The organism is Blautia sp. An46 (assembly GCF_002161645.1).
Lineage (GTDB): Bacteria > Bacillota > Clostridia > Lachnospirales > Lachnospiraceae > Blautia > Blautia ornithocaccae.
In genome coordinates, this window is the sequence record NZ_NFIF01000005.1 from 55,074 (window position 1) to 80,839 (window position 25,766).

Here is a 25,766-nt window from a genome sequence, read left to right on the forward strand (position 1 = left end):
TTTTTATAAAAGGAGAAACATTATGGCAAAATTTATTACAATTGGTGAGAGACTTTCCACAACTGCACCTGCAGTAAACAAAGCTTTTACAGAGAGAGATCCTGAACCGATTCTGGCAAGAGCAAAACAGCAGCTGGATGCAGGCGCTGTTTACCTGGATGTAAACATCGGACCTGCTGAGAACGACGGCGAAGATTTAATGAAATGGGTAGTAGAACTCCTTCAGTCAAACTTCGACAACGTTCCTCTGGCACTGGATACTTCCAACAAAAAAGCTATCGAGGCTGGTATCTCTGTATATAACAGAGCAAAAGGAAAACCTATTGTAAACTCCGCAGATGCAGCTGGCAGAATTGAATATCTTGACCTGGCAGCAGCAAACGATGCAATCTGTATCGCTCTTTGCAACGGCGAAGGCCTTGCAAAAGATAATGACGAGCGTATGATGTACTGCCAGACACTTCTTGAAAGAGGTATGGAGCACGGTATGGATGCTGCTGATATCTGGTTCGACCCTTTATTCCTGGTTGTTAAAGGTATGCAGGAAAAACAGATGGAAATCCTGGAAGCTATCAAGATGTTCAGCGATATGGGACTGAATTCTACAGGTGGTCTTTCCAATAACTCCAACGGTATGCCAAAACATATCCGTCCGATCATGGACTCTGCTATGGTTGCTATGGCTATGATGCAGGGACTGACATCTGCTATCGTTAATCCTAACGACAAGAGACTTATGGAGACAATTAAATCCTGTGACGTTCTGAAGAACAATACATTATATGCAGATTCTTATCTGGAGCTTTAATATTACAGATAAAGATGAACATGAGAGAGGAGCTGCTGCACATTTTCGTGCGGCAGTTCCTGTATAAAACAAAGAAAGGCAGAAATTCCTATGTTTAAAGTGACTTTTAAGTTCGGAAGCGGCGAGGATGTCACGACCTTTGCCCAGGAAAATGAGAATCTGCTGGAAGCAGCCCGAAAGGTAAACGTAGCTATCGATGCCCCTTGCGGCGGTAATGCTTCCTGTGGAAAATGCAAAGTAAAAATTCTGGAGGGTAATATAGATTCCCCAAAGACCCGGCATATTTCCGATGAGGAATACAGCGAAGGATGGAGACTGGCATGTGTAAGTAAGGTGACAGGTGATGTTGCGGTACAGGTACCTGATATTGCATCTGCTTACCGCAGTAGAATGAAAGTTGCGGATTTAAGCTCGAATAAAGAAATTGAAATTTTCGAGAATGCAAAAAATGATATAGAAGCAGCAGGAATTGCCTTGACAAACAGCATGGGTGTCCTGGATGTGGAAATGGATGTGCCAACTTTAGACGACACAATGCCGGATAATGAGCGGCTTATGCGGGCTATTAAGAAAAAAACAGGAGCTGCAAGAGTACGCCTTCCGTTCCAGGTGTTAAATAAAATCGCCCGGGTTTTCCGGGAATCTGATTTTCAGGTGTGCTGTGTGATCCGTACCTCTGTGGATAAAGAAGATATTTTTGTCTATGACGTATATCCAAAAGGTGCAGAGGTAGTTATCGGCGGTCTGGCAGTGGATATTGGAACCACCACAGTTTCCGCCCTTCTGATCAATATGGAAACCGGAGAGATTATCGGAAAGGCCTCTGCCGGGAATGGACAGATCCGTTACGGCGCAGACGTGATCAACCGTATCATTGAATCCATGAAACCGGGAGGAAGCAAGAAGCTTCAGGATGCGGTGATCAAAGAAACTATCAATCCAATGATTGAACAGATGTGCAGAGCCAGTGGTTTTAATCCTGACCATATTTACCGCATGTGCGTGGCAGGAAATACTACTATGAATCATCTGCTGACTGGAATGGAAGGAGATCCCATCCGCATGGAGCCTTACATTCCTACATTTTTCAAAACCAATTCCCTGTTTGCATCTGATATTGGTATCCGGATTAACAGAGACGCACATATTATTGTGGCCCCCAATATCGGAAGTTATGTAGGCGGGGATATCACAGCCGGTACTTTGGTAAGTATGCTTTGGAATCGTCCGGAATTTTCTTTATTCATCGACTTAGGCACAAATGGTGAATTAGTCTTTGGAAACTCTGATTTTATGATGAGCTGTGCATGCTCTGCAGGACCTGCCTTCGAAGGCGGAGATATCAGCTGCGGCATGCGGGCTACAGATGGAGCTATCGAGGCCTGTACCATTGACAAAGAGACAATGGAGCCTTCTTATCATGTCATCGGTGAGGAAGGTCAGAAGCCTATTGGTCTTTGCGGCTCCGGGATCATTGATGTGATCGCAGAATTGTTCCGTACGGGCATCATCAACCCTAAGGGTAAATTTATCCGGGAGGGAAAACGTGTGCGCCATGACCAGTACGGCATGGGCAGCTATGTCCTGGCCTTTGAGGAAGAGGCAGGTTCTGTAAAAGATGTGGAAATCAATGAAGTGGATATTGATAATTTTATCCGGGCAAAGGGAGCAATTTTCTCTGCTATCCGTACTATGCTGGCTTCTCTTGATTTCGACGTGGAAATGATTGATGATGTCTATGTGGCAGGAGGAATTGGAAGTGGGATTAATATGAGAAATGCTGTGCGGATTGGCATGTTCCCGGATATTCCCCTGGAAAAATTCCATTATATTGGAAATTCTTCTCTGTCCGGCGCTTATACTATGCTTCTTTCCAGAGAGGCAGAGCGCAAATGCTATGAGTTAGCATCCAATATGACTTATCTGGAACTGTCTGCAGTTCCTACCTATATGGATGAGTTTGTTGCCTGCTGCTTTATTCCACATACGGATACATCGCTGTTTCCGTCCTGTACGCAGGAATAGACTACAAAAATATCCGAGGTGAAAATATGAATTTCGATTATGCAAAAGACAGCAAAGAACAGCGCCCATATGAGCATTATCTGGAGGCTTATAGAGAATTAGAGCCTGAGGAGATCAGTGAGCGGACCGGGTTTCCCTATGATCAGGAGAAAGGTCTGTTTACTCTGCATCTTATGGGAACCACGTACCTTGTTTCATTCCCGGATTATGAGATTCATCATGAGGAGGACTCTGTTGGAGTCTATCCTCTTGAAGAAGCCATGAATGCGAAAATTCTCATTGCCCGCTATATGGCAGAGAGACATGCGGCGCCTTCTTCCGGTAAGTTTATTACTTACCATGAGGTTCCATGGGGAGAGGTGTATTTTAGACAGTTTCAGGGGCGATGCCTTATGCGTCTGGCATTTTCCTATGGGAATAAACTGGAAACGTTCAAAAAGATCATGGAACATTTAGGAGCAGAAAAATCTACAGAAGGAGATTGTTCCTATAAACTGGAATTTATGGACAATCTTTTTATAAAATTCATTCTCTGGGAGGGAGACGATGAATTTCCACCTTCCTCACAGATTCTGTTTTCCGATAATTTTGCCGCCAGCTTTGCGGCAGAAGATTTAGCTGTGGTGGGAGATATTTCCATCAATATGATGAAAGCATTAGAAAAAAAGCTGTCTTAAAAATCAGACAATGTGAAGTAATAGTAGAGTAGGTATTGCGCGTTAAGTGTCATGGGATGGGAAGTTGTCCATGAACGAAGGTGATCCCGGGATCGTCCACGATGTAATATTGCATCCGCTACTACATTAAAGACTTGAGACTATAAATTCTTCTCTTTGGTGTAGTAACTACTATACCAGAGCATAGGTTTCTTTGTGCAGACCAGGACTGGCAAAGGAAAAGAAGATCCTGGTGTGCTGCCAGACAGCAAAAGAGGAGGATTTATAACAGATGAAAAATGCAAATAAAGTAAGAATTATGGCATTTGCAGGCGTGATCATTGCAATGAATATCGTGCTTGCAAGATTGGTTGCTATTAATATCGGACCGACTTTGAGAATCACAGTGAGCCAGACACCTGTTTATCTGGCTGGTTTCTGGTTCGGCCCGGTTGTTGGAGGAATCTGCGGTTTCCTTGGGGACCTGATAGGAAGTCTTCTTCAGGGATATGCGCCAAACCCCTTGATTTCAGTGTCTGCCATTTTGGCAGGTGTGCTTCCCGGACTTTTCCGTCATGTGATGGAGAAAAAACCAGCTTTGTGGAAAGTTGTGGGAATCCTTGTTATACATGGACTCGTAGGAGCATTGGGCTTTACCTGCATCGGTCTCCATATGTATTATGGAACACCTTGGTCTGTGCTTTACGCAACCCGCGTAGTGCAGACAATCATGCTTACGGCTGTTAACTCAGTTCTTGTATTTTTCTTGTACAAGAGCCCTCTTACAGGTTTTGTAAAGAAAAGCATTGCAGAGGGAAAAGGAAAGGTAGGCCAGATAAATACTGCAGATAATAAAAGTATGAAATAGAAAATAATATGGCTGAAGCCATTTTATTTCCCAAAGCAGAAAGTCAGGTGTATATATTACATCTGCACTTGGAGGCTGCTGGGGGAAGCCGGATATCAGTCCTTGGCAGCGCACAAAGTGTTTGATCCTTTCAAGATTGAGGGGAGAGGGAGTTGAGGCGGGTTTGCCTGCTTTGTTCTCTGCCTGCCTAGGATATCCGGTTTAAAATACCAGACAGTAAATATATACAGGGAATATTGTCTGGGCATAGATGGATGCAGAAAGAGCTTCCATCTGTATAGAAAAAGGAGGTATTTGGTATGGGATTCAAATCAGACATCGAAATCGCACAGGAATGTGTCATGGAGCCAATCACAAAGATTGCAGAGAAAGCAGGTATTGATGAAAAATATCTGGAACAGTACGGAAAGTACAAAGCAAAGATCGACTACAATTTACTGAACGAATCCGACGCTCCAAATGGAAAACTGATTCTTGTTACAGCCATCAATCCTACACCGGCAGGAGAGGGAAAGACTACTACCACAGTAGGTCTGGCAGACGGTATGCAGAAGTTAGGCAAGAAAGTTATGGTTGCCCTTCGTGAGCCATCCCTGGGACCTGTATTCGGTGTAAAGGGCGGCGCTGCAGGCGGCGGATACGCACAGGTAGTTCCTATGGAAGATATCAACCTGCATTTCACCGGTGACTTCCATGCTATCGGCGCGGCAAACAACCTGCTGGCAGCTATGCTGGACAACCACATTTATCAGGGAAATGAATTAAACATCGATCCAAGAAAGATCACCTGGAGAAGATGTGTAGATATGAATGACCGTCAGCTCCGTTTCGTAGTAGACGGCTTAGGCGGCAAGACAAATGGAAAGCCAAGAGAAGATGGATATGACATCACTGTTGCATCTGAGATCATGGCTGTTCTGTGTCTGGCCAGCGACATCACAGACCTGAAGGCAAGACTGGGGCGTATCATCGTAGGTTATACATATGGAAAAGCATCTGAAGAGAAACCGGTTACCGCTCATGACCTTCACGCAGAAGGCGCTATGTGTGCACTGTTAAAAGACGCTCTGAAACCAAACCTGGTACAGACTCTGGAGCATGTACCTGCCATCGTACACGGCGGACCATTTGCAAACATCGCTCATGGATGTAACTCTGTCATCGCAACAAAGATGGCTATGAAGTTAGGTGACTACGCCATCACAGAAGCAGGCTTCGGCGCTGACCTGGGAGCTGAGAAATTCCTGGATATCAAGTGCCGTATGGCAGGCCTGACACCAAATGCAGTAGTAATCGTGGCGACTGTCCGTGCTCTGAAATACAACGGCGGCGTTCCAAAGGCTGACCTGAACAATGAGAACCTGGAAGCACTGGAAAAAGGACTTCCAAACCTGCTGAAACATGTAAGCAATATCAAGAATGTATACAAACTGCCATGTGTAGTTGCCATCAACGCATTCCCAACAGATACCAAGGCAGAGCTTGACCTGGTAGAACAGAAATGTAAAGAGCTGGGCGTAAATGTAGCCCTGTCTGAAGTATGGGCAAAAGGCGGCGAAGGCGGAATCGCTCTGGCAAAAGAAGTAATCCGTCTGGTAGAGGAACCAAACGACTTTACATATTCCTATGAACTGGAAGGAAGCATTGAGGATAAGCTGAACCAGATCGTACAGAAAGTATACGGAGGCAAGGGAGTAGTCCTTACTGCCAATGCACAGAAACAGGCACAGCAGCTTGAAAAACAGGGATTTGGCAACTGCCCGATCTGTGTAGCAAAGACTCAGTACAGCTTAACTGATGACCAGACAAAACTGGGAGCGCCTACAGACTTTGAAGTAACTGTCAGAAATCTGAAGATTTCCGCAGGAGCAGGCTTTGTAGTAGCTCTTACAGGAGAGATCATGACTATGCCTGGGCTTCCGAAAGTTCCGGCAGCAGAGCGTATTGATGTAGATGAGACAGGAAAGATTTCCGGCCTGTTCTAATTCAGCCATAGGGAGATATTCTCTTTTATAAGTGGGATACTGCCGTATTAAACAAAACTTGTTTAGTGCGGCAGTCCCATTTTACAAGGACAGCTTGAAGGGAGCGAATTACATATGTTTAAAGATGAATTTAAGGCGGTTGTCAATGGAGGTGTGGGAAAGGTCAACTTTCTGAAGAACAATCCTCTGGGGTATTTTGTTGCGGCAATGGTTGCCGGCATGTTTATCTCTTTCGGAAGTTTTGTTGCCTTTACCCTTGGTGCTGTGATTAATGCAGGAGATGCTGTTTCCTGGACAAAACCGGTGCAGGCTTTTGCTTTTGCGTCAGCCCTGAGCCTTGTAGTCATGGCAGGAGCAGAACTGTTTACTGGAAATAATTTTGTAATGTCTTCTGCAGCATTCAGAAAAGCGGTAAGCTGGGCAGATACCATAAAGCTGTGGGTGGTTTGCTGGATCGGAAATTTGGTGGGATCTGTGATCTGCGTAGCCATTTTCCAGATAACCGGAATTCCCAGTGGTGATACAGCGGCATATTTTGGAAGTATTGCAGCCGGCAAGGTAGGATATGCGCCTATCCCTCTGCTGGCAAGAGCCATCCTCTGTAATATCCTGGTTTGCCTTGCCGTATGGTGTGCAACCAAGATGAAAACAGAATCCGGAAAACTGATCATGATCTTCTGGTGTATTTTCGTCTTCATGGTTTGCGGATTCGAGCATAGTGTTGCTAATATGAGCATTATCGGTGTGGCTCTGGCAAATGGATATGTAAGTATCGGCCAGTACGTATATAATGTTCTGCTTGCTACAATAGGAAACATGATAGGCGCCATTGTATTTGTGGCTCTGCCTTATCATCTGATTTCTAAAGAAAAATAGAATAGAGAGGGCATATTGGAAGCTCTACTCCGCAGGCTTCCATTGCTATAGAATAGACAGTCTGAGTAAACTTGGACTGTCTTTTCTTTATGAGAAAAGTCTTCTGGCAGCGGTATTTTATGAGATGGGCGGACATATGATTAACAACGCAGTAGACCAGTGAAAGGCGGAGAATATATGCAGGATCAGAAGGTGGAGAATTTACTGAACCTGGCTTTGGACGCTACCCCGGAGGAAAGAGAAAAATCCATTCAGCTTAACGTGGGATATGATTCGGCTGCAAATACTTGGGAGCTTATTGTAAAGTATTCGGGAAATCTGAGGGAGGTCCTGGATGAAAGTGTAGAAGTGGTGGAACTTTTGAATGGATTTGCCATTCTAACAGTACCGGAAGATCAGATAGATGCCCTGACCCAGTTAGAACAGATTGAGTATGTAGAAAAGCCTAAAAATCTTTTTTTTGCTGTAAGCCAGGGAAGAAGCGCTTCCTGTATGAATGTGGTGCAGGGTGATTTTTCGCCACTGGGAATATCCCTTACTGGGAAAGGAGTGCTGGTGGCCTGTGTAGATTCAGGTATAGATTATACCCATCCGGATTTCCGGAATCCGGACGGCAGCACCAGGATCCTGCGGCTGTGGGATCAGAGTCTTCCAGGAAGGCCGCCCAGGGGGTACCGGACAGGCACAGAATTTACCGGGGAAGATATTGACCGGATACTTCAGGGAGAAACAGAGGAAGTTGTGCCAAGCCGTGATCTGAGCGGACACGGAACGGGGGTTATGGGAATTGCGGCAGGAAACGGAAGGGCTTCAAGAGGAGTGAATCGGGGAGTTGCTTATGAGAGCAGTATAATGGCAGTAAAATTAGGGAATCCCCGGCAGGGTGGTTTTCCACGGACTACAGAGCTCATTCAGGGAATTGATTATCTGATCCGCCAGTCTTTAGAATGGAATATGCCTCTGGCCCTGAATCTCAGTTTTGGAAATAATTATGGCTCTCACAGTGGAGAATCCCTTATAGAGGTTTATATAGACAGTGTTTCAGACCTGGGGAGAAATGTGATCTGTGTAGGAACAGGAAATGAGGGAGGAGAAGCTCTGCATACTTCCGGGCTTTTGCAGGAGGGGAAAAAAACCTATGTGCAGCTGAATGTAGGAGAGTATGAGACCGGAGTGAATGTGCAGCTGTGGAAGCAATACGTAGATCAGGCAGAGATTGCTCTGATACACCCAAATGGACAGAGAGTGGGACCATTTCAGGAAATACTGGGGCCTCAGAGATTCTCTATAGGAAATACAGAAATACTGATTTATTATGGAGAACCCAGCCCTTATAGCATTTCTCAGGAAATATATATAGAGTGGATTCCTAAGGACAGCTATGTGGACAGCGGTACCTGGAGGCTTTTGCTGATACCGGAAAGGATTGTGGAGGGAAACTTTGACCTGTGGCTTCCAGGCGGCGGTGTATTGAATGAAGATACCAGGTTTCCTTTTCCTACGGCAGATACTACTCTGACTATTCCTTCAACATCCAGAAAAATTGTTTCTGTGGGGGCTTATAACTCAAGGCTGCTGTCCAATATGGAGTTTTCTGGAAGGGGATATACCAGAGTAAACAGGGAAATTAAACCGGATTTGGCAGCTCCGGGAGTAGATATCCTTACTACTGTGCCGGGAGGCGGATACGGGGCAAGAACAGGTACTTCTTTTGCAGCGCCTTTTGTTACGGGGAGTGCAGCTCTGATGATGGAATGGGGGATCATCAGAGGACAGGACCCTTATCTGTATGGAGAAAAAGTAAAGGCCTATTTGAGAAGGGGAGCCAGACGGCTTCCCGGAGGAACTTATCCGAATCCAGAGACCGGCTTTGGGTTTCTGTGTCTGAGGGACAGTTTTCCGGTATAAACCTGGAAATATCCGTTGCAAAGAAAAACTGCCGGGAGTATACTAATACAGCGATTCATAAATAGCGGACATATCTTTTGAGAAAAATCATAGAGAAAGATATAGTTATTTATGATAAACAGATCATTTATTGAAGGAGAAGAAAAATGCTGAAAACACTAAAGAAGCTTGGGGGATATTACAAGCCTTATAAGGGGCTGTTTTTTTCGGATATGTTTTTTGCCATACTGGGAGCGGCCATTACGCTGGTGATCCCGCTTATTGTCCGGTATATTACCAGTAATATTGTAAACCTGCCTGTAGAGAGGGCTACCGGTATGATCGTAAAACTGGGGATTTTTATGGTCCTCCTGGTACTGGTAGAGGCGTTTTGCAATTTTTATATTGCTTATTACGGACATATTATGGGAGCCAGGATTGAGCGTGATATGCGTAATGAAATCTTCGGCCATTATCAGAAATTGTCTTTTGCTTTTTACGACAATCAGAAGGTGGGACATTTGCTTTCCAGGATCACGGCGGACTTGTTTGATATCAGTGAGCTTCTGCACCATGGACCGGAAGATCTGGTGATCTCTATTATTAAATTCCTGGGGGCTTTTATTATTCTTATGCTGGTGAACGTAAGGCTGGCTTTGGCGGCTTTTCTTTTTGTCCCCTTTTTGATCCTCTATGCGGTTGTCTTTAACAGAAAGATGAAAACTGCTTTTAAGGAGAACCGGGCCAGGATCGCAGATATCAATACACAGATCGAGGACAGCCTTTCAGGAATCCGGGTGGTGAAGTCTTTTGCTAATGAGAAGCAGGAGATGGAAAAATTCCGGAGAGGAAACGAGAGATTTGTGGACTCTAAGAAGCTGAGCTATAAATATATGGGAGGCTATAACTCCGGAATGGGAGCATTTACTACCCTGATCACCATTTCTGTGCTGCTGGCAGGGGCATTTTTTCTTACCAGAGGAGAGATGCCGGTAGAGGATCTTGTGACGGCCCTTCTTTATATCAACAATCTTACCGATCCGGTGAAGAAGCTGATCACTTTTACAGAGCAGTTTCAGAACGGGTACAGCGGTTATTCCCGCTTCCTGGAGATTATGGCGGTGGCGCCGGATATCAAGGACCGGATAGATGCCAGAGAGCTTACGGAAGTAAAGGGGGAAATTGACTTCGAAAATGTATCTTTTGCTTATGAAGGAAATAAGGAAAAGGTATTAAGTCATGTAAATCTTCAGGTAAAAGCAGGAGAATATGTGGCTCTGGTAGGCAGTTCAGGGGCTGGAAAGACCACTCTTTGCAGCCTGATCCCAAGATTTTATGATGTGACAGAAGGAAGAGTACTTCTGGATGGTGAAGACATCCGGAATCTGAAGCTTCAGAGTCTGCGCAGCCATATCGGGATCGTACAGCAAGATGTGTATCTTTTTGCGGGAACGGTTATGGAAAATATCCGTTATGGAAAACCGGAGGCTTCAGACGAAGAGGTTATCCGGGCGGCAAAAGCCGCCAATGCTCATGAATTTATCATGGAACTGGAGAATGGATATGATACAGACATTGGTCAGAGAGGGGTAAAACTTTCCGGAGGGCAGAAACAGAGGATTTCTATTGCAAGAGTCTTTCTGAAAAATCCGCCGGTCCTGATTTTTGACGAGGCTACTTCGGCTCTTGATAACGAAAGCGAGAAAATAGTCCAGAAGTCCCTGGAGGAACTGGCAAAGAACCGGACAACTTTTGTTATCGCACATCGTCTTTCCACCATACGAAAAGCTCAGCGGATCCTGGTCCTGACAGAGGAAGGCATCGCTGAGGAAGGAACCCATGAAGAGCTGATGAAAAAAGATGGAATTTACAGCAGCCTGTATAAGCTGTCTTTTGCTTAAAAATTTCTGTAAAAGCTGATGTATGGAGGGCATGTCAGCAGACGGGTATCTGTGATAAAATGCAGATTTTGCAGAAATAACTACCAAAAATGCTAATATCTTGCGAGAAGGGTTTTCTCTGGGATATACTGTTTTTAGTGTCGGATTTTGACGAAAAAGTCAGTTCTGCATAAAGAACGGGGAGAAAAGAAAAAGATATGGTATTTTCAAGTTTATTATTTGTTTTCGTATTTTTAGTATTGAACCTGGTGATATATTTTTTGGTTGACAAAAAGTATAAAAATCAGGTTCTCCTTATTTTTTCACTTATTTTTTATGCCTGGGGAGGACCTCGGTTTCTGATCCTGCTGGTGGGGGAAACCTTTATCAGCTGGTTCTGCGGTGTCCGGATCCAGGAAGGGGGGAACCAGAGGATCCGGAAAATGTATATGATCCTGGAGTGCGTTCTCCTGCTGGGACTTCTGGGGCTTTTCGGAATCGGTACATCAGGATTTGCGGGACTGGAAGTTTCTACGGTGTTTATGGGAAATCTTTTCTTCCTGATCTTTGCGGTGATAAGCGTTACATCCTTGGGAAAAAATGTCCGGCGGTTTCTTTTTGAGACGGGAAAGACCAATGAGGCAGTGTTCATGATTTTTAATGTTCTGGAATTGCTTACACCGCCGCTGCTGCTGATTTTGTCAGTCCTTTCACTGATCGGGGCCAGCTACAATCCGTTTTTATATTTCCAGTTTTAAAAAACCAGGCAAATGAGAAGATGAGGAAAGATATATGAAGAGAAAATATACAAAAAACCAGAAAAAAATCATCGTGAAGTTCAGAAATCTGAGTGTCAGGATTTTTGCTGGGCTTATGCTCTTAGGCGGAATTGTGGGCCTGCTGTTTTTCTTTCGACCAGGCACTTCCACAGTGGAAAAAAGAGAATTGACAAAATTTCCCAAGCTGACGCTGAGCTCTCTTTGGGACGGTTCCTTTTTTACAGAGGTTTCTTTGTGGTATTCGGATACTTATCCCATGAGAGATAGATTGATAGCTGCAGATCAGACCTTGAAATCTGCTTACGGGGTCACTACTTCCACCATGATGGTAGGCGGTCACCAGCAGGGTGATGAGATTCCTACAGAGACGGCCAAGGCAGATACGGCAGATGAGACAGAGAGGGAAGAAATCCTCCGGGAAGAAAATACAGGTGAAGATACAGGCGCAGAAGAAAAGAAAGAGCCGGTAAGTGCTCCGGACAGCAAAGAGATGGAGGCTGAGATCCAGAATCAGATCCAACAGGGCTTATATGTGAAAAATGGAGCTGCCTACAGTGTTTATTACTACAGCCAGAGCGCTGCGGAAACTTATGCCCAGGCCTTGAATCAGGCGGCCAGGGAGCTGGAGGGCCAGGCCGATGTATATTCTATTCTGGTGCCCAATAACTCAGGAGCTATGCTCTCGGAAGAAGAGCTGGAAAGTCTGGGAGGTTCTGATCAGACTCAGGCGATTTCCTACTATCACAGTCTTTACGAGGGAGTAAAACCGGTGAAGACGATTGAGACACTAAGAGAGCATAATGACGAGTATCTGTATTTCCGTACAGACCATCACTGGACCCAGCTGGGAGCCTACTATGTATACCGGAATTTCTGTGAGGAAAAGGGAATCCAACCCCATGAACTGTCCGATTTTGATACTATGACATTTTCTCCTTTTCTTGGGACTTTTTATACGGAGCTGAAAAACCAGGATATGGCAGAAAACCCGGATACGGTGGAAGCTTATGTGCCTATGGGAACTAATGATATGACCTATTGGGATACAGACGGCACAGAGTATCAGTGGAACATTATCGAAGACGTGAGTACCTGGGACAAAAGCTCCGGATATTACTGTTATATCGGCGGCGACAAACCTTTGAGTATTATAGAAAATCCAGAGATCCGGGACGGTTCTTCCTGTCTGGTACTGAAAGAATCTTACGGCAACTGCTTCGTACCCTTCCTGGTGGATCACTATGAGACGGTTTATGTGGTAGACTTCCGGTATGCCAATGTAAATGTGGTAGACTATGTAAAAGAGAAGAATATCCAGGATCTGATCATTATGAACAATATTACCATTATAGGCAGTGACAAGGTAGCTTCTACTATAGCCGGGCTGCTGTAAAAAGGATGGTTCTGGAAAGCAAACCCGTAAGATATATCTATGGATTGGTCAGAGTGCAGCCAATCTCCGGCAAACTGCTGAAATTAAAATGCATACTTACACAAAAGCATATTTTTTGTTAGAATATCACAGAAAATAAAATATTGGATCAGATGAAAATGGTAGTGAGATTATAGAACTGTAATCGCAGCGAAAGTTATAATAGCCCGGCAGAGGTATCTGCCGCCGCTGCTTTTACAGAAATAGAACTCGCTGCCTTTTTTTGTTCCATAAAAAAGAGGAGGACTAAAAATGCCAAAAACAAAATTTCAGGAAGTTATTTTTACGATTTTAATGGTGATGGTAATGGTTTATGCCATGGTGGTATATAATATCGCCTTTGACAAGGGGAAAATGAGCAACCAGATCTTCCTTCTGGCCTTTCATGAGTTTCCCATCATGGTGGCCGCAGGCTTTATTCTGGAGCTGCTGGTGGTGGGAAGAATCGTTCCGGGGCTGGCTTTCCGCATTGTAACACCTGGTAAAGACAGGCCAATAGCTGTGATCCTGGTGATTTCTGCCCTCACCGTATGTTTCATGTGTCCTATTATGAGCTTTATCGCAACTGTCCTTTTCCAGGGAGTGAACAGTGACCTGATCGTCAACTGGCTGCAGATATCTGTGCGGAATTTTCCCATGGCTCTGTGCTGGCAGATCTTTTACGCAGGACCTCTGGTAAGGTGGATTTTCGGAAAGATATTCAGACAAGGACAGGAAAGTGCCACAGCACCGGCAGCCTGAGCTATATACTTTTACCTTTCTATTTGCTATAATGTGCGAAAAGACAATTCTGAATTAAAGCAACGGTATCCAATATCGTCGCTGTTTATGTAAAAGGCAGTATTCCTGTGATCATCAGAATCAAACGTAATCATCGTTCCAGACGTGCCTGCCCGATGGAACCTGCGGCTATTAGAAAAATAAGTCCCCCTGGAACTGGATGATACCAAGGGAAAAAAATACTTTCAATAGGAGAGAGTTTATCATGGATCATTTTGAATTAGTATCAGAATACAAACCTACCGGTGACCAGCCCCAGGCCATTGAGCAGCTGGTCAAAGGCTTTAAGGAAGGCAACCAGTGTGAAACCCTTTTGGGCGTCACTGGTTCCGGAAAAACCTTCACGATGGCAAACGTCATCCAGCAATTAAATAAGCCGACCCTCATCAATGCCCACAATAAAACCCTGGCAGCACAGCTCTACAGTGAGTTTAAGGAGTTCTTCCCTGAGAACGCGGTAGAGTATTTTGTCTCCTAGTGTGCCGGGGCCGGAAAATGAGGTATATCTGGTGTTTTTTCGTGCTGTTTCGTCCAGATTTTGTGGACAGAACGATACTAAACGGACTGGATGATACCAGGCGGACAAGATGATTTTGTGACTTTTGGCAGGAAAAATTCGTAATGGTAAAAAGTTATTGGGTTTAAAGGCGAAGAATATGAAAAAGAAATCCCTATATTACGCTCCTCGGTAACAAAGTATTTGACAGTTATTACTGCTACAGGAGAAAGTGATGTTAAGTATACATCGAATAAAACGGTGTATAGAAAAATAACCTTCGGCCTTTTATACTAGAAGATCAACGGTTATTGACAGAATCCTTTTACCAAGGAATCCGTTTTTGGCGTAAACCCTAAAAACTTTAATCCTAAGTTTATAGGAAAACCCTAAAGATTTCGCTATACGTTCTTATTTGATGTTTACGAAATAAAGAGTGGAGAGGTAGCGAAAGCTACCTCTTTTACATAAGATAGTAAAAGAGGATTATTTTCGTGAATAAATAAAAAAAAATTGTTAAAAATATTTGAAGCCAATTGCTTTTCGTGCAACTTCAATGTATAATTAGATTGCAAAAATAGCGGAAAAACATTGACTATTATTGATTAGAAATGTATAATAGTTAGACTGTGCACATAATAGTTGATCAATAGTAGATGTAATGAGGAGGTAGATTATGGCTAACACAGGAAGGAAGATTGGCGTTAATATTTTTACGTTAATGCAGAACGCTGGAATTAGTCGAGAAGATTTGGCTGAAAAGTTGAACTATTCATATAGAGATATGTGTAGAATTCTCGAAGGCAAGCTGATGCTACCACCTGCAGAAGTGAGAAAGATTGCAGAATTTTTTGGTAAAACAAAGCAAGAATTAGTTCACTATGAAGCTGATAGATTTGTTCCAGAATTGCAATATATGAAAGAATTTAGCGATACAAACAATTTAGACAAAATTTTAGACTTGTTGGATGAATATGTAGATTTAAAGGAAGCTATGTAATATGAGGCTGTACGGTTTTCGTGCAGCCTTTTCTTCTAGAGGTGGCATTATGGATTGGAAAGAAATTGACAAAGTTATTCGGAAAATTGTTTCTGATATAAAAGACAAATGCATTATTAAGAATGTAGCTATTAGGGATAATATTTTTGGCATATTAGAAGATAATTGCACAGTAATCTACTATCCATTAGAGAATGAGAAAAATCGTGGCTTTCATATTAAGAGAATAGTAAAAAATGAATTAGAAGATTTTGTGTATATAAATACTGCAAAACCGATTGCAGAACAGATTTTTGCTGCTGCACATGAATTTGGACATATTTTTGAAGTATCTGATAAAGTTTGGAAGATGATGGAATATTCTGGATTTCCGACAGAAGAAGATGAAGAAAATATTACAAACAGATTCGCTGCAGAACTTCTCATGCCTGCCGAGGTATTCAAGCAATCTTTTTTGGAAAACATGAAGGAATTGGGAATAAAAAGCGGAAAGGTGAAAGTAGATGATTTGGTTCGTGTAATGGTAATGCAGATGAATGCGTTCATGGTTCCATATGAAGCGGTCAGAAGAAGATTAGTAGAAGTAGGACTCATGCAACAGAGTGCAGCGGATTTTTTGGAATCTAAGGAAGAAGAAATATTACATTTAGTGGAACTGCTGACTCAGTATCAAAATTCCTATCTGGAAAAGGGAACAGGAAGAAAGACCATTTCTGGAATTAGAGAATTAATAGAAGAGGCTGAAACACGAGAAAATATAGATGATTTTTTAGTAAAAAGAATCAAAAGAGATTTAGAAATCGTGGATATGCCTGAAACAGATGAATTGGAGATTAATATAGGGGATAAGGACAATGAGTAAAAAAGAAGCAATAGTTGACACATGCTTTTTTAACAAGTTGTCTAATAATGGAAAAAACATTGAAGCTTTTAAAAAGGTATTAGTGGATTTAGAATACAAACCAGTCGTTCACCCATATATTGCAGAGAAAGAATTAGATGTATTCCCTCAGTTTAATAAATTGATAGAGGAAGGATTTATTCGGAAAGCGGAGTACAGCGAATTCATAGAAGATGAGGACGATGCTGAGCTGTATGAACAATATTTTCCAGAACTGTATGAGGAAATGAGGGAATATCTTGAAATAAAAGGGTCAAAAAAGCGAATTGAAAAGCTGGCAATACCAAAGGGTCAAACGATATACACATATCGTCGAGCTGGTATGAGTTTGGGAGACGTTCACATGATATTGATGGCCTTTTTTATGAGATTACCGATCATTCTTTCAGAGGATGGAGATATTGAATTTCTTCGTTCTGTTGCGAAAAGAAAAATATCGAGTAATTCCTACAATTTGGATATATATAATGTTGTGGACTTGATTATGATGATTGCACAAAAGGAAGATACTACATTTTCTAAAAAGGAATTGGAAAAAGTAGTTTTGGAGGTTAAGGAGAGGGCAAGATTATCCGAAGTCAAGCAAGCATGGAACGAGACCCATTCAAATGCATAATGACATATGAACAATAGGAATAAAATTGAATAGCAGTACATAGTAGTCATATCACATATGTTAGGGTATTCAAAAGAGATTATATCAGCAGACGTCTATGGGGATACTGCTGAAATCATTGAAGATTGCTTATATGCTATTGAACCATTTATGGAAGAAGTTCTTCCGGAAAGCCGGGAAGAGGAATACTATGATTACTCCGATCTAAAGGAAATAGACGAGGCAGCCGAGGAATATTTAATGGCAGCATGACAACAATATAAGAAAGAAATCATAAAAAAAGTACAGATGTACACCCGAACATTTGTGCTTTTTTGTTTTTCGACCTATATACTTTTATCATTATCTTTGCTATAATGTCCGAAAGGGCAGAGACAGGCATATACAAAACTGACTGCCATGCTCGTTAATGCTATCTTGTGTTATTTAGTCCTCAAAAAAGTGTTTTCCTAAAGGATACTGCGTAATGTGACTTTTGCCTTTCTGGATTCGTAATGGAGTCCTATAAGGCTATTATTTTGACATTTTCGTTACGAATGAATTTTTTGAGGGTGGCTGATATTGAACGTATCAAAAGTCACAAAGGAGAGATTTTGCTATGGATAAATTCGTTTTAAAGGCCCCGTATCAGCCCACAGGCGATCAGCCGCAGGCAATCGAGGCGCTTGTAAAAGGGTTCAAGGAAGGCAATCAATGCCAGACTTTACTGGGGGTTACGGGTTCTGGAAAGACGTTTACGATGGCCAATGTGATCGAACAGTTGCAGAAACCCACACTGGTCATCGCCCATAATAAAACACTGGCCGCTCAGTTGTACGGAGAATTCAAGGAGATGTTCCCTGATAACGCAGTGGAATATTTTGTCTCCTATTACGACTACTACCAGCCGGAAGCCTATGTCCCTTCTTCGGACACTTACATTGCCAAGGATTCCGCAGTAAATGACGAGATCGACAAACTCCGTCTGTCTGCCACTGCAGCGCTGAGCGAGAGGAAAGATGTGATCATTGTTTCCAGTGTTTCCTGTATATACGGTATTGGAAGCCCCAATGACTACCAGAACATGATCATCTCTCTCCGCCCTGGTATGGAGAAGGACCGGGACGAGGTAATACGGGAGCTGATCGACATCCAGTATGACAGAAACGAAATGGATTTCCACAGAGGAACCTTCCGGGTCCGGGGAGATGTGGTAGAGATATTCCCGGCGGATTACAGCGATACAGCAGTGAGAGTAGAGTTCTTTGGAGATGAGATTGACCGTATCACAGAGATTGATGTGCTGACAGGGGAGATAAAAAGATCTTTAAATCATATTGGAATTTTCCCGGCTTCCCATTACGTTGTGCCTATGGAAAAGATCCTGAAGGCAGCAGATGCTATTGAGGAAGAACTGAAGGAAAGAGTAGAGTATTTCAAAAGTGAGGACAAGCTGCTGGAAGCCCAGAGGATTGCAGAGCGGACAAACTTCGATATAGAAATGCTGAAGGAAACAGGCTTCTGTTCTGGAGTGGAGAATTATTCCAGGCATCTGGCAGGGCTAGAGCCGGGGCAGCCGCCATATACGCTGATCGATTATTTTGGTGACGACTTCCTTATTATTATAGATGAGTCTCATAAAACCGTTCCTCAGATCCGGGGTATGTTTGCAGGAGACCAGTCCAGAAAGCAGACTCTGGTGGATTATGGATTCCGACTGCCTTCAGCAAAAGATAACCGGCCTTTAAACTTTGAGGAATTTGAAAGCAAGATTGACCAGATTCTTTTTGTATCTGCCACTCCGGGAGAATATGAGGAAGAGCATGAGCTTCTTCGGGCAGAGCAGATCATTCGTCCTACAGGACTTCTGGACCCTATGGTTGAGGTGCGGCCAGTAGAGGGGCAGATTGATGACCTGGTAGGAGAGGTAAATAAAGAAGTAGAGAAAGGAAACAAAATCCTGATCACTACTTTGACTAAGCGAATGGCTGAGGATCTTACAGACTATATGAAAGATCTGGGAATCCGGGTGAAATATCTCCACTCGGATATTGATACCCTGGAGAGAACCCAGATTATTCGGGATATGCGCCTGAATGTATTTGACGTGCTGGTAGGAATCAATCTGCTGAGGGAAGGTCTGGATATTCCGGAAATTACTTTGGTGGCAATCCTGGACGCAGATAAAGAGGGATTTTTAAGATCTGAAACTTCTCTGATACAGACTATCGGACGTGCGGCCAGAAATGCCGAAGGCCGGGTTATCATGTATGCAGATGTGATGACAGACTCTATGCGGATTGCTATTGATGAGACTATGCGCCGCAGGAGTCTGCAGCAAAGGTATAATGAAGAACATGGCATTACGCCTACCACAATTAAGAAAGCAGTCCGGGATCTGATCAGTATTTCGAAGGCCGTAGCTGAGACGGAAGATAAGATGATGAAAGATCCAGAGTCCATGAGCAGGAAGGAGCTGGAGAAGCTGGTTAAGGATGTAGAAAAGCAGATGAGAGCTGCTGCTGCAGACCTGAATTTCGAGATGGCAGCGGAACTCAGGGACAAGATGATAGAGCTAAAGAAAAATTTAGAAGAAATCACTTGACAAATATTTTCAGTGGTGCTATCTTAAGAACATAGATGTTAGCACTCCACCACAACGAGTGCTAACAACTACAAAAGAAAGGAGCGAAAGATGGAATGGAAAACGAATTAGATGAAAGAAAACGAAAAATTCTGAAAGCCATTATCCAGACCTATTTGGAAACCGGTGAGCCGGTAGGTTCCAGAACAATTTCCAAGTATACGGACTTGAATCTTAGCTCCGCAACCATCCGCAATGAAATGTCTGACTTAGAGGAGCTGGGATATATTATCCAGCCTTATACATCGGCAGGGCGGATTCCTTCGGATTTGGGCTATCGTCTCTATGTAGATGAGCTTATGAAAGAGAAGGACAAAGAAGTAGCAGAGATTAAAGATCTGATGATAGAAAAGACAGACAAAATGGAAAAGGTGTTAAAGCAGGTAGTAAAAATCCTGGCTTCCAATACCAACTATGCAACTATGATCACGGGTCCAACTTATCATCGGAACAAATTAAAATTCATCCAGCTGTCCAGAGTAACAGAAACACAGCTTTTGGCAGTGGTGGTGGTAGAAGGAAATCTTGTGAAGAACCACATTATTGAACTTCGGGAACCAATGGATGAAGAAACAGTGCTGAAATTAAATCTTCTTCTGAATACACAGCTCAATGGACTTTCCATTGAAGAGATCAATCTGGCAATGATTTCCCGTATGAAGGAACAGGCGGGAATCCACAGCGAGGTGATCAGCAGCGTGATCGATGCAGTAGCTCAGGCTATTGCGGTAGATGATGAAGAGATGGAGATTTATACCAGCGGTGCAACAAACATTTTCAAGTATCCGGAGCTTGCAGATTCTTCCAAGGCCAGCGAATTGATTTCCGCCTTTGAAGAGAAAGAAGCTTTGGCAGAGTTCGTAAAGGATACGATGGATAACGAAAAGGATAGTGAGAACACCGGTATTCAGGTTTATATCGGAAATGAGAGTCCGGTGAAGACCATGAAGGACTGCAGCGTAGTGACAGCCACCTATGATCTGGGCGGCGGCATGCAGGGAACTATCGGAATCATAGGTCCCAAGCGGATGGATTATGAAAATGTAATGGATAATTTGAAAACCTTAAAAAATCAATTGGACAATATATTTAAGAAAACGTAGAAAGGTGGTAAGAATTCGTGGCAGAAGAAAAGAAAGAATTCAATTCCATGGAAGATGAAAACGTTTCTCCGGACCAAACAGAGGATATCCTGAAAGAGGATGACGAAAAAGCAACAGAGAAAATGGAAGAAGCGGAAAATCAGGATCAGGCTGAAGAGACGGAAAGCCCGGAAGATACAGAGGCTTCTTCTGAAGACAGCAAGAAGGAACCGGAAAAAAAGGGATTCTTCGGAAAAAAGAAAAAAGACAAAAAAGATGAAAAAATAGAAGAGCTTACCGATATGGTTAAGCGGCAGATGGCGGAATTTGACAACTTCAGAAAACGTACAGAGAAGGAAAAAGCTTCCATGTATGAAATCGGAGCCAGAGAAGTGATTGAAAAGATCCTTCCTGTTGTGGATAACTTTGAAAGAGGTCTGGCTGCGGTTCCGGAAGAAGAAAAGGAAAGTCCTTTTGTAGACGGAATGAACAAGATTTACCGCCAGCTCCTTTCCTCATTTGAAGGGATGGGGGTTAAGGCCATTGAATCTGTAGGCCAGGAATTCAATCCGGATTATCATAATGCTGTGATGCATGTGGAAGATGAAGAAGCCGGAGAGAATGTAGTGGTGGAAGAGTTCCAGAAAGGTTATACCTACAAGGACACAGTGATCCGTCACAGCATGGTGAAGGTTGCCAATTAAGACAGGAGCCGGAACCATAACCAATTTTATATCCAGGAGAGATCCTGAAGGATTTTATCTTATAAACAGCCAATAATAACTAACAATAGAAATGATTCAAGGAGGAGTTATCATGAGCAAGATCATAGGTATTGACTTAGGTACTACAAACAGCTGTGTAGCCGTTATGGAAGGCGGACAGCCAACAGTTATTCCAAATGCAGAAGGCGCAAGAACAACACCTTCCGTTGTAGCTTTTACAAAATCAGGAGAGAGACTTGTAGGTGAGCCTGCAAAACGTCAGGCTGTTACTAACGCTGACAAGACTATTTCCTCTATCAAGAGACATATGGGTACAGACTACAGAGTTGCCATTGATGAGAAAAAATACTCTCCTCAGGAAATTTCCGCAATGATCCTTCAGAAAATGAAGGCAGATGCTGAGAACTATCTGGGCGAGAAAGTTACAGAGGCTGTTATCACAGTTCCGGCTTATTTCAACGATGCACAGCGTCAGGCTACCAAGGATGCAGGTAAGATTGCAGGCCTGGAGGTAAAACGTATCATCAACGAGCCTACTGCAGCAGCTCTGGCTTATGGACTGGACAATGAGAAAGAGCAGAAGATCATGGTATACGACTTAGGCGGCGGTACCTTTGATGTTTCCATCATTGAAATTGGCGACGGCGTTATCGAAGTTCTGTCTACAGCAGGTAATAACCATCTGGGCGGCGATGATTTCGACCAGAAGGTTGCTGACTATATGATTTCTGAATTCAAGAAGAAAGAAGGGGTTGACCTTTCTACAGATAAGATGGCTATGCAGCGTATCAAAGAAGCAGCAGAAAAAGCAAAGAAAGAGCTGTCTTCCGCTACAACAACTAACATCAACCTGCCATTTATCAGCATGAATGCCAACGGACCTCTTCACTTTGATATGGATCTGACAAGAGCAAAATTCGATGAGCTGACACACGACTTGGTAGAGAAGACTGCAGAACCTGTAAAACGTGCTCTTTCTGATGCTGGACTAAGTGCTTCTGAACTGGGCCAGGTACTGTTAGTTGGCGGTTCTACCCGTGTTCCCGCTGTACAGGATAAAGTAAAACAGCTGACAGGAAAAGAGCCAAGCAAGACTCTGAACCCAGATGAATGTGTTGCTCTGGGTGCTGCTGTACAGGGTGGAAAGCTGGCAGGAGACGCAGGTGCAGGAGATATCCTTCTGCTGGATGTTACTCCGCTGTCACTGTCAATCGAGACCATGGGAGGTATCGCTACAAGACTGATCGAGAGAAATACAACAATTCCTACCAAGAAGAGCCAGATCTTCTCCACAGCAGCAGACAATCAGACTGCTGTAGATATCAACGTAGTACAGGGTGAGAGACAGTTTGCAAGAGATAACAAATCCCTTGGACAGTTCCGTCTGGATGGAATTCCGCCAGCAAGAAGAGGCGTTCCTCAGATCGAAGTTACCTTTGATATCGATGCAAACGGTATTGTTAATGTTTCTGCAAAGGATCTGGGAACAGGAAAAGAACAGCACATTACCATTACTGCAGGTTCTAACATGTCTGATGATGAGATCGATAAGGCTGTAAGAGAGGCTGCTGAATACGAAGCTCAGGATAAGAAACGTAAAGAAGCTGTAGATACAAAGAATGATGCAGACGCTATGGTATTCCAGACAGAGAAAGCCATGGAAGAAGCTGGGGATAAGATTGATGCAAACGACAAGACTGCCGTAGAAGCAGATCTGAATGCACTGAAAGAAACTCTGGCAAAATGTTCCAATACAGATGAGATCACAGATGCTCAGGTAGAAGAACTGAAAGCTGGAAAAGAGAAACTGATGCAGAGCGCTCAGAAACTTTTCGCAAAAATGTATGAGCAGGCGCAGAGTGCACAGCAGGCAGGACCAAATCCAGGAGCAGGAACAGGTTCTCAGGACAGCGGAAATGAAGCATACGGCGATGATGTGGTAGACGGAGACTACAGAGAAGTTTAATCCGGGACATAAAAAGCAATAGAAAAGCATGGGGTGTTTTCGGGCATCCCATGCTTGTGTGTAGAAAGGGAAAAGACCAATGGCAGATAAAAGAGATTACTATGAAGTCCTGGGCGTGGACCGGGGAGCAGACGAGTCTGCAATAAAAAGTGCCTACCGGAAGCTTGCCAAGAAGTATCATCCGGATGTGAATCCGGGAGATAAAGAGGCAGAGAAAAAATTTAAAGAGGCTACAGAGGCATACAGTGTATTAAGCGACCCCCAGAAAAGACGACAGTATGACCAGTTCGGCCATGCGGCCTTTGAACAGGGAGGCGGCGGAGCCGGAGGATTTGACGGATTTGGCGGCTTCGGAGGTTTCAGCGGCGGAGATATGGGCGACATTTTCGGCGATATTTTCGGGGATCTTTTCGGCGGCGGAAGACGGAGACCTAATAATGGCCCTATGAAAGGTGCCAATGTACATGCTTCTGTAAGGATTACTTTTGAGGAAGCCGTATTCGGCTGTGAAAAAGAGCTGGACCTTACTTTGAAGGATACCTGTGAAACCTGTCATGGTACAGGGGCAAAGCCGGGAACTTCACCAGAGACCTGTTCTAAATGTCACGGAACCGGCCAGGTGGTATATACACAGCAGTCCATGTTTGGAACCATTCAGAATGTTCAGACCTGTCCGGACTGTCATGGAACCGGAAAAGTGATAAAAGATAAGTGTCCGGACTGCCGTGGAACCGGATTTATTTCCAACCGCAAGAAGATCAAGGTGACTATACCGGCAGGTATCGACAACGGACAGAGCATCCGTATCCGGGAGAAAGGCGAGCCGGGAACCAACGGCGGACCAAGAGGGGATCTGATGGTGGAAGTAGTGGTTGCCCGCCATCCGATTTTCCAGAGACAGGATATGAACATATTCTCTACAGCGCCCATTACCTTTGCTCAGGCAGCTCTGGGAGGAGAAGTGCGGATCAGCACTGTAGACGGCGATGTAATGTATGACATAAAACCGGGGACTCAGACCGATACAAAAGTGCGGCTGAAAGGAAAAGGAGTGCCTTCTCTGAGAAATAAAAATGTAAGAGGAGATCACTATGTGACCCTGGTAGTACAAGTGCCTACCAAATTGAACGAGGAAGCTAAGGAAGCTCTGCGTAAATTTGATGCGGCTTGCGGTAACAGGCCGTCAGGCGGTGAAAAAAAGAAAAAATTCGGTGAGAAGCTGAAAGATATGTTTGAAAATTAATCTCCAATGACAGGAAGAACACGCTGCATAGATTTCTTTTTGAGATAGATGCAGCGTTCTTTTTTTTGAAGAGAAGCCCTGTTGCAATTTGAAATTTTTTCTTCTATAATAACATGAGGCCAGAGGCGAACTCTGTGGGCTCATTTGAGCATAAATACAAAGAAAGATAAATCAGAAAAAGGAAGAACGGGGAAAATGAGCGGTTTAGTAGTGCTGAAGCAGATGATCATGATTTTTATTCTGATCCTTACAGGCTTTATACTTTATAAAAAGAAAATGATATCTGACAGTGCTTCTAAAGATCTGTCGGCTTTAGTAGTCAATGTCTGCTCGCCAGGACTGGTAATCGTAAGTATGTTCAATGACCTTTCTCAGATTCCCAGAGAAAATGTGATTTTTGTAGGAATTCTTGCAGTTATTTTTTACCTCTTTCTTATTTTCTTCGGATATTTTCTTGTATGGGTGCTGAAAGTGCCGAACCATCTGAAAAATGCCTATGTGCTGATGACTGTTTTCGGAAATACAGGATTTATAGGAATACCTGTTGCCCTGGCAATTATCGGCCCGGAATCTATGGTATATGTGATCGTTTTCAATTTCCTTTTTAATTTTACTATTTTTACTTTTGGAATCATGCTGCTGAAAAACGGCGCAGAGGAAAAAAAACGGTCCTGGAAGGACTATCTAAGTCCGGGGCTTATTGCCTGTATGGCGGCATTTTTCATATACTGGTTTCAACTGGAATTACCGGAAGAAATTGAGACTCTTGCAGGATATTACGGCAATGCATGTACGCTTTTGTCTATGATCGTGATAGGAATCTCTCTGGCGGGAATGAAGCTCAAAGAAATGATAAAGAACAAAAGACTGCTTATATTTACAGCAATCCGGTTCATCGCATTTCCCATGATACTGGCTCTTATCCTGAAGCCGGTACTGACAGATTTTCTCATACGGGCTACGGTTGTGCTTATGGCGGCTCTTCCTGTAGGAAATTTTCCTGCAATGCTCTGCGAACAATATGGAAAGGACTCCAAACCTATTGCAGAGGGAATTGTGGTAACAACAGTTTTGTCGGTTTTTACGATTACACTGACTTTTATGCTGGTATAAAGTTAACATACAGTGGATATTTAAA

21 protein-coding genes, 1 pseudogene and 1 riboswitch are annotated in these 25,766 nt (G+C 43.4%); all 22 genes and pseudogenes read left to right on the forward strand.

Annotated features, from left to right (window positions below; all coding sequences use genetic code 11):
• Positions 1 to 22: 22 nt before the first annotated feature.
• The 22 genes and pseudogenes from acsE to B5G00_RS05760 all read left to right on the forward strand — a co-directional run bounded on the left by acsE (position 23) and on the right by B5G00_RS05760 (position 25,741).
• Positions 23 to 808 carry a carbon monoxide dehydrogenase/acetyl-CoA synthase methytransferase subunit gene (gene acsE, locus B5G00_RS05655; protein WP_087269857.1) on the forward strand — a complete coding sequence of 262 codons (786 nt, stop codon included), beginning with the start codon at positions 23 to 25 and terminating at the stop codon, positions 806 to 808.
• A 90-nt stretch (positions 809 to 898) separates the two neighbouring features.
• On the forward strand, positions 899 to 2,833 hold the full coding sequence (acsV, locus tag B5G00_RS05660) for a corrinoid activation/regeneration protein AcsV (RefSeq protein WP_087269860.1): 1,935 nt from the start codon (positions 899 to 901) through the stop codon (positions 2,831 to 2,833).
• A gap of 26 nt (positions 2,834 to 2,859) precedes the next feature.
• Positions 2,860 to 3,510 (forward strand): DUF3786 domain-containing protein, encoded by a 651-nt coding sequence (locus B5G00_RS05665; RefSeq protein WP_087269863.1) that lies wholly within the window; start codon positions 2,860 to 2,862, stop codon positions 3,508 to 3,510.
• A 22-nt stretch (positions 3,511 to 3,532) separates the two neighbouring features.
• A riboswitch (THF riboswitch) is annotated at positions 3,533 to 3,633 on the forward strand.
• A 148-nt stretch (positions 3,634 to 3,781) separates the two neighbouring features.
• Entirely contained in the window at positions 3,782 to 4,357 is a 576-nt protein-coding gene (locus B5G00_RS05670; protein ID WP_087269866.1) for a folate family ECF transporter S component, read from the forward strand.
• A 299-nt stretch (positions 4,358 to 4,656) separates the two neighbouring features.
• A complete protein-coding gene (locus B5G00_RS05675) occupies positions 4,657 to 6,342 on the forward strand; it encodes a formate--tetrahydrofolate ligase (RefSeq protein WP_087269869.1) in 1,686 nt (561 codons plus the stop codon).
• A 114-nt stretch (positions 6,343 to 6,456) separates the two neighbouring features.
• A complete protein-coding gene (locus B5G00_RS05680) occupies positions 6,457 to 7,218 on the forward strand; it encodes a formate/nitrite transporter family protein (RefSeq protein WP_087269872.1) in 762 nt (253 codons plus the stop codon).
• A 177-nt stretch (positions 7,219 to 7,395) separates the two neighbouring features.
• On the forward strand, positions 7,396 to 9,126 hold the full coding sequence (locus B5G00_RS05685) for a S8 family peptidase (protein ID WP_087269875.1): 1,731 nt from the start codon (positions 7,396 to 7,398) through the stop codon (positions 9,124 to 9,126).
• Positions 9,127 to 9,272: 146 nt separating this feature from the next.
• The gene (locus B5G00_RS05690; protein ID WP_087269878.1) at positions 9,273 to 11,006 is read left to right on the forward strand and encodes an ABC transporter ATP-binding protein; all 1,734 of its coding nucleotides are present in this window, start codon (positions 9,273 to 9,275) and stop codon (positions 11,004 to 11,006) included.
• Positions 11,007 to 11,266: 260 nt separating this feature from the next.
• Complete coding sequence (locus B5G00_RS05695) at positions 11,267 to 11,743, forward strand: hypothetical protein (protein WP_140403116.1); 477 nt, start codon at positions 11,267 to 11,269, stop codon at positions 11,741 to 11,743.
• A 34-nt stretch (positions 11,744 to 11,777) separates the two neighbouring features.
• Complete coding sequence (locus tag B5G00_RS05700; protein WP_087269884.1) at positions 11,778 to 13,157, forward strand: DHHW family protein; 1,380 nt, start codon at positions 11,778 to 11,780, stop codon at positions 13,155 to 13,157.
• 291 nt (positions 13,158 to 13,448) lie between these two features.
• Entirely contained in the window at positions 13,449 to 13,937 is a 489-nt protein-coding gene (locus B5G00_RS05705) for a DUF2798 domain-containing protein (protein WP_087269887.1), read from the forward strand.
• A gap of 244 nt (positions 13,938 to 14,181) precedes the next feature.
• Positions 14,182 to 14,451: pseudogene (locus B5G00_RS05710) on the forward strand (DEAD/DEAH box helicase family protein); the annotation flags it as partial.
• A 697-nt stretch (positions 14,452 to 15,148) separates the two neighbouring features.
• Positions 15,149 to 15,472: a helix-turn-helix domain-containing protein gene (locus B5G00_RS05715; protein ID WP_072525204.1), complete on the forward strand. Its 324-nt coding sequence runs from the start codon at positions 15,149 to 15,151 to the stop codon at positions 15,470 to 15,472.
• A 49-nt stretch (positions 15,473 to 15,521) separates the two neighbouring features.
• A complete protein-coding gene (locus B5G00_RS05720) occupies positions 15,522 to 16,334 on the forward strand; it encodes an ImmA/IrrE family metallo-endopeptidase (protein WP_162613487.1) in 813 nt (270 codons plus the stop codon).
• Positions 16,327 to 16,989 (forward strand): hypothetical protein, encoded by a 663-nt coding sequence (locus tag B5G00_RS05725; protein WP_087269896.1) that lies wholly within the window; start codon positions 16,327 to 16,329, stop codon positions 16,987 to 16,989. Before B5G00_RS05720 ends, B5G00_RS05725 begins: the two co-directional genes overlap by 8 nt.
• A gap of 57 nt (positions 16,990 to 17,046) precedes the next feature.
• Positions 17,047 to 17,241, forward strand: coding sequence for a hypothetical protein (locus B5G00_RS05730; RefSeq protein ID WP_087269899.1), 195 nt, complete (start codon positions 17,047 to 17,049; stop codon positions 17,239 to 17,241).
• Positions 17,242 to 17,587: 346 nt separating this feature from the next.
• Complete coding sequence (gene uvrB / locus B5G00_RS05735) at positions 17,588 to 19,573, forward strand: excinuclease ABC subunit UvrB (protein ID WP_087269902.1); 1,986 nt, start codon at positions 17,588 to 17,590, stop codon at positions 19,571 to 19,573.
• Between the two features lie 95 nt (positions 19,574 to 19,668).
• Positions 19,669 to 20,715, forward strand: coding sequence for a heat-inducible transcriptional repressor HrcA (hrcA, locus tag B5G00_RS05740; protein ID WP_087269905.1), 1,047 nt, complete (start codon positions 19,669 to 19,671; stop codon positions 20,713 to 20,715).
• Between the two features lie 47 nt (positions 20,716 to 20,762).
• Entirely contained in the window at positions 20,763 to 21,398 is a 636-nt protein-coding gene (gene grpE / locus B5G00_RS05745; RefSeq protein ID WP_206423776.1) for a nucleotide exchange factor GrpE, read from the forward strand.
• A 112-nt stretch (positions 21,399 to 21,510) separates the two neighbouring features.
• A complete protein-coding gene (dnaK, locus tag B5G00_RS05750) occupies positions 21,511 to 23,385 on the forward strand; it encodes a molecular chaperone DnaK (protein ID WP_087269911.1) in 1,875 nt (624 codons plus the stop codon).
• A 79-nt stretch (positions 23,386 to 23,464) separates the two neighbouring features.
• Positions 23,465 to 24,628, forward strand: coding sequence for a molecular chaperone DnaJ (dnaJ, locus tag B5G00_RS05755; RefSeq protein WP_087269914.1), 1,164 nt, complete (start codon positions 23,465 to 23,467; stop codon positions 24,626 to 24,628).
• A 195-nt stretch (positions 24,629 to 24,823) separates the two neighbouring features.
• Positions 24,824 to 25,741, forward strand: a complete 918-nt coding sequence (locus B5G00_RS05760; protein ID WP_087269917.1) for an AEC family transporter — start codon at positions 24,824 to 24,826, stop codon at positions 25,739 to 25,741.
• Positions 25,742 to 25,766 lie beyond the last annotated feature (25 nt).

Excerpts from the sequence above, each read along its gene's own strand:
- acsE (WP_087269857.1), top strand. The coding sequence starts at position 23 with ATGGCAAAATTTATTACAATTGGTGAGAGACTTTCCACAACTGCACCT.
- acsV (WP_087269860.1), top strand. The coding sequence starts at position 899 with ATGTTTAAAGTGACTTTTAAGTTCGGAAGCGGCGAGGATGTCACGACC.
- B5G00_RS05665 (WP_087269863.1), top strand. The coding sequence starts at position 2,860 with ATGAATTTCGATTATGCAAAAGACAGCAAAGAACAGCGCCCATATGAG.
- B5G00_RS05670 (WP_087269866.1), top strand. The coding sequence starts at position 3,782 with ATGAAAAATGCAAATAAAGTAAGAATTATGGCATTTGCAGGCGTGATC.
- B5G00_RS05675 (WP_087269869.1), top strand. The coding sequence starts at position 4,657 with ATGGGATTCAAATCAGACATCGAAATCGCACAGGAATGTGTCATGGAG.
- B5G00_RS05680 (WP_087269872.1), top strand. The coding sequence starts at position 6,457 with ATGTTTAAAGATGAATTTAAGGCGGTTGTCAATGGAGGTGTGGGAAAG.
- B5G00_RS05685 (WP_087269875.1), top strand. The coding sequence starts at position 7,396 with ATGCAGGATCAGAAGGTGGAGAATTTACTGAACCTGGCTTTGGACGCT.
- B5G00_RS05690 (WP_087269878.1), top strand. The coding sequence starts at position 9,273 with ATGCTGAAAACACTAAAGAAGCTTGGGGGATATTACAAGCCTTATAAG.
- B5G00_RS05700 (WP_087269884.1), top strand. The coding sequence starts at position 11,778 with ATGAAGAGAAAATATACAAAAAACCAGAAAAAAATCATCGTGAAGTTC.
- B5G00_RS05705 (WP_087269887.1), top strand. The coding sequence starts at position 13,449 with ATGCCAAAAACAAAATTTCAGGAAGTTATTTTTACGATTTTAATGGTG.
- B5G00_RS05715 (WP_072525204.1), top strand. The coding sequence starts at position 15,149 with ATGGCTAACACAGGAAGGAAGATTGGCGTTAATATTTTTACGTTAATG.
- B5G00_RS05720 (WP_162613487.1), top strand. The coding sequence starts at position 15,522 with ATGGATTGGAAAGAAATTGACAAAGTTATTCGGAAAATTGTTTCTGAT.
- B5G00_RS05725 (WP_087269896.1), top strand. The coding sequence starts at position 16,327 with ATGAGTAAAAAAGAAGCAATAGTTGACACATGCTTTTTTAACAAGTTG.
- B5G00_RS05730 (WP_087269899.1), top strand. The coding sequence starts at position 17,047 with ATGTTAGGGTATTCAAAAGAGATTATATCAGCAGACGTCTATGGGGAT.
- uvrB (WP_087269902.1), top strand. The coding sequence starts at position 17,588 with ATGGATAAATTCGTTTTAAAGGCCCCGTATCAGCCCACAGGCGATCAG.
- hrcA (WP_087269905.1), top strand. The coding sequence starts at position 19,669 with ATGGAAAACGAATTAGATGAAAGAAAACGAAAAATTCTGAAAGCCATT.
- grpE (WP_206423776.1), top strand. The coding sequence starts at position 20,763 with ATGGAAGATGAAAACGTTTCTCCGGACCAAACAGAGGATATCCTGAAA.
- dnaK (WP_087269911.1), top strand. The coding sequence starts at position 21,511 with ATGAGCAAGATCATAGGTATTGACTTAGGTACTACAAACAGCTGTGTA.
- dnaJ (WP_087269914.1), top strand. The coding sequence starts at position 23,465 with ATGGCAGATAAAAGAGATTACTATGAAGTCCTGGGCGTGGACCGGGGA.
- B5G00_RS05760 (WP_087269917.1), top strand. The coding sequence starts at position 24,824 with ATGAGCGGTTTAGTAGTGCTGAAGCAGATGATCATGATTTTTATTCTG.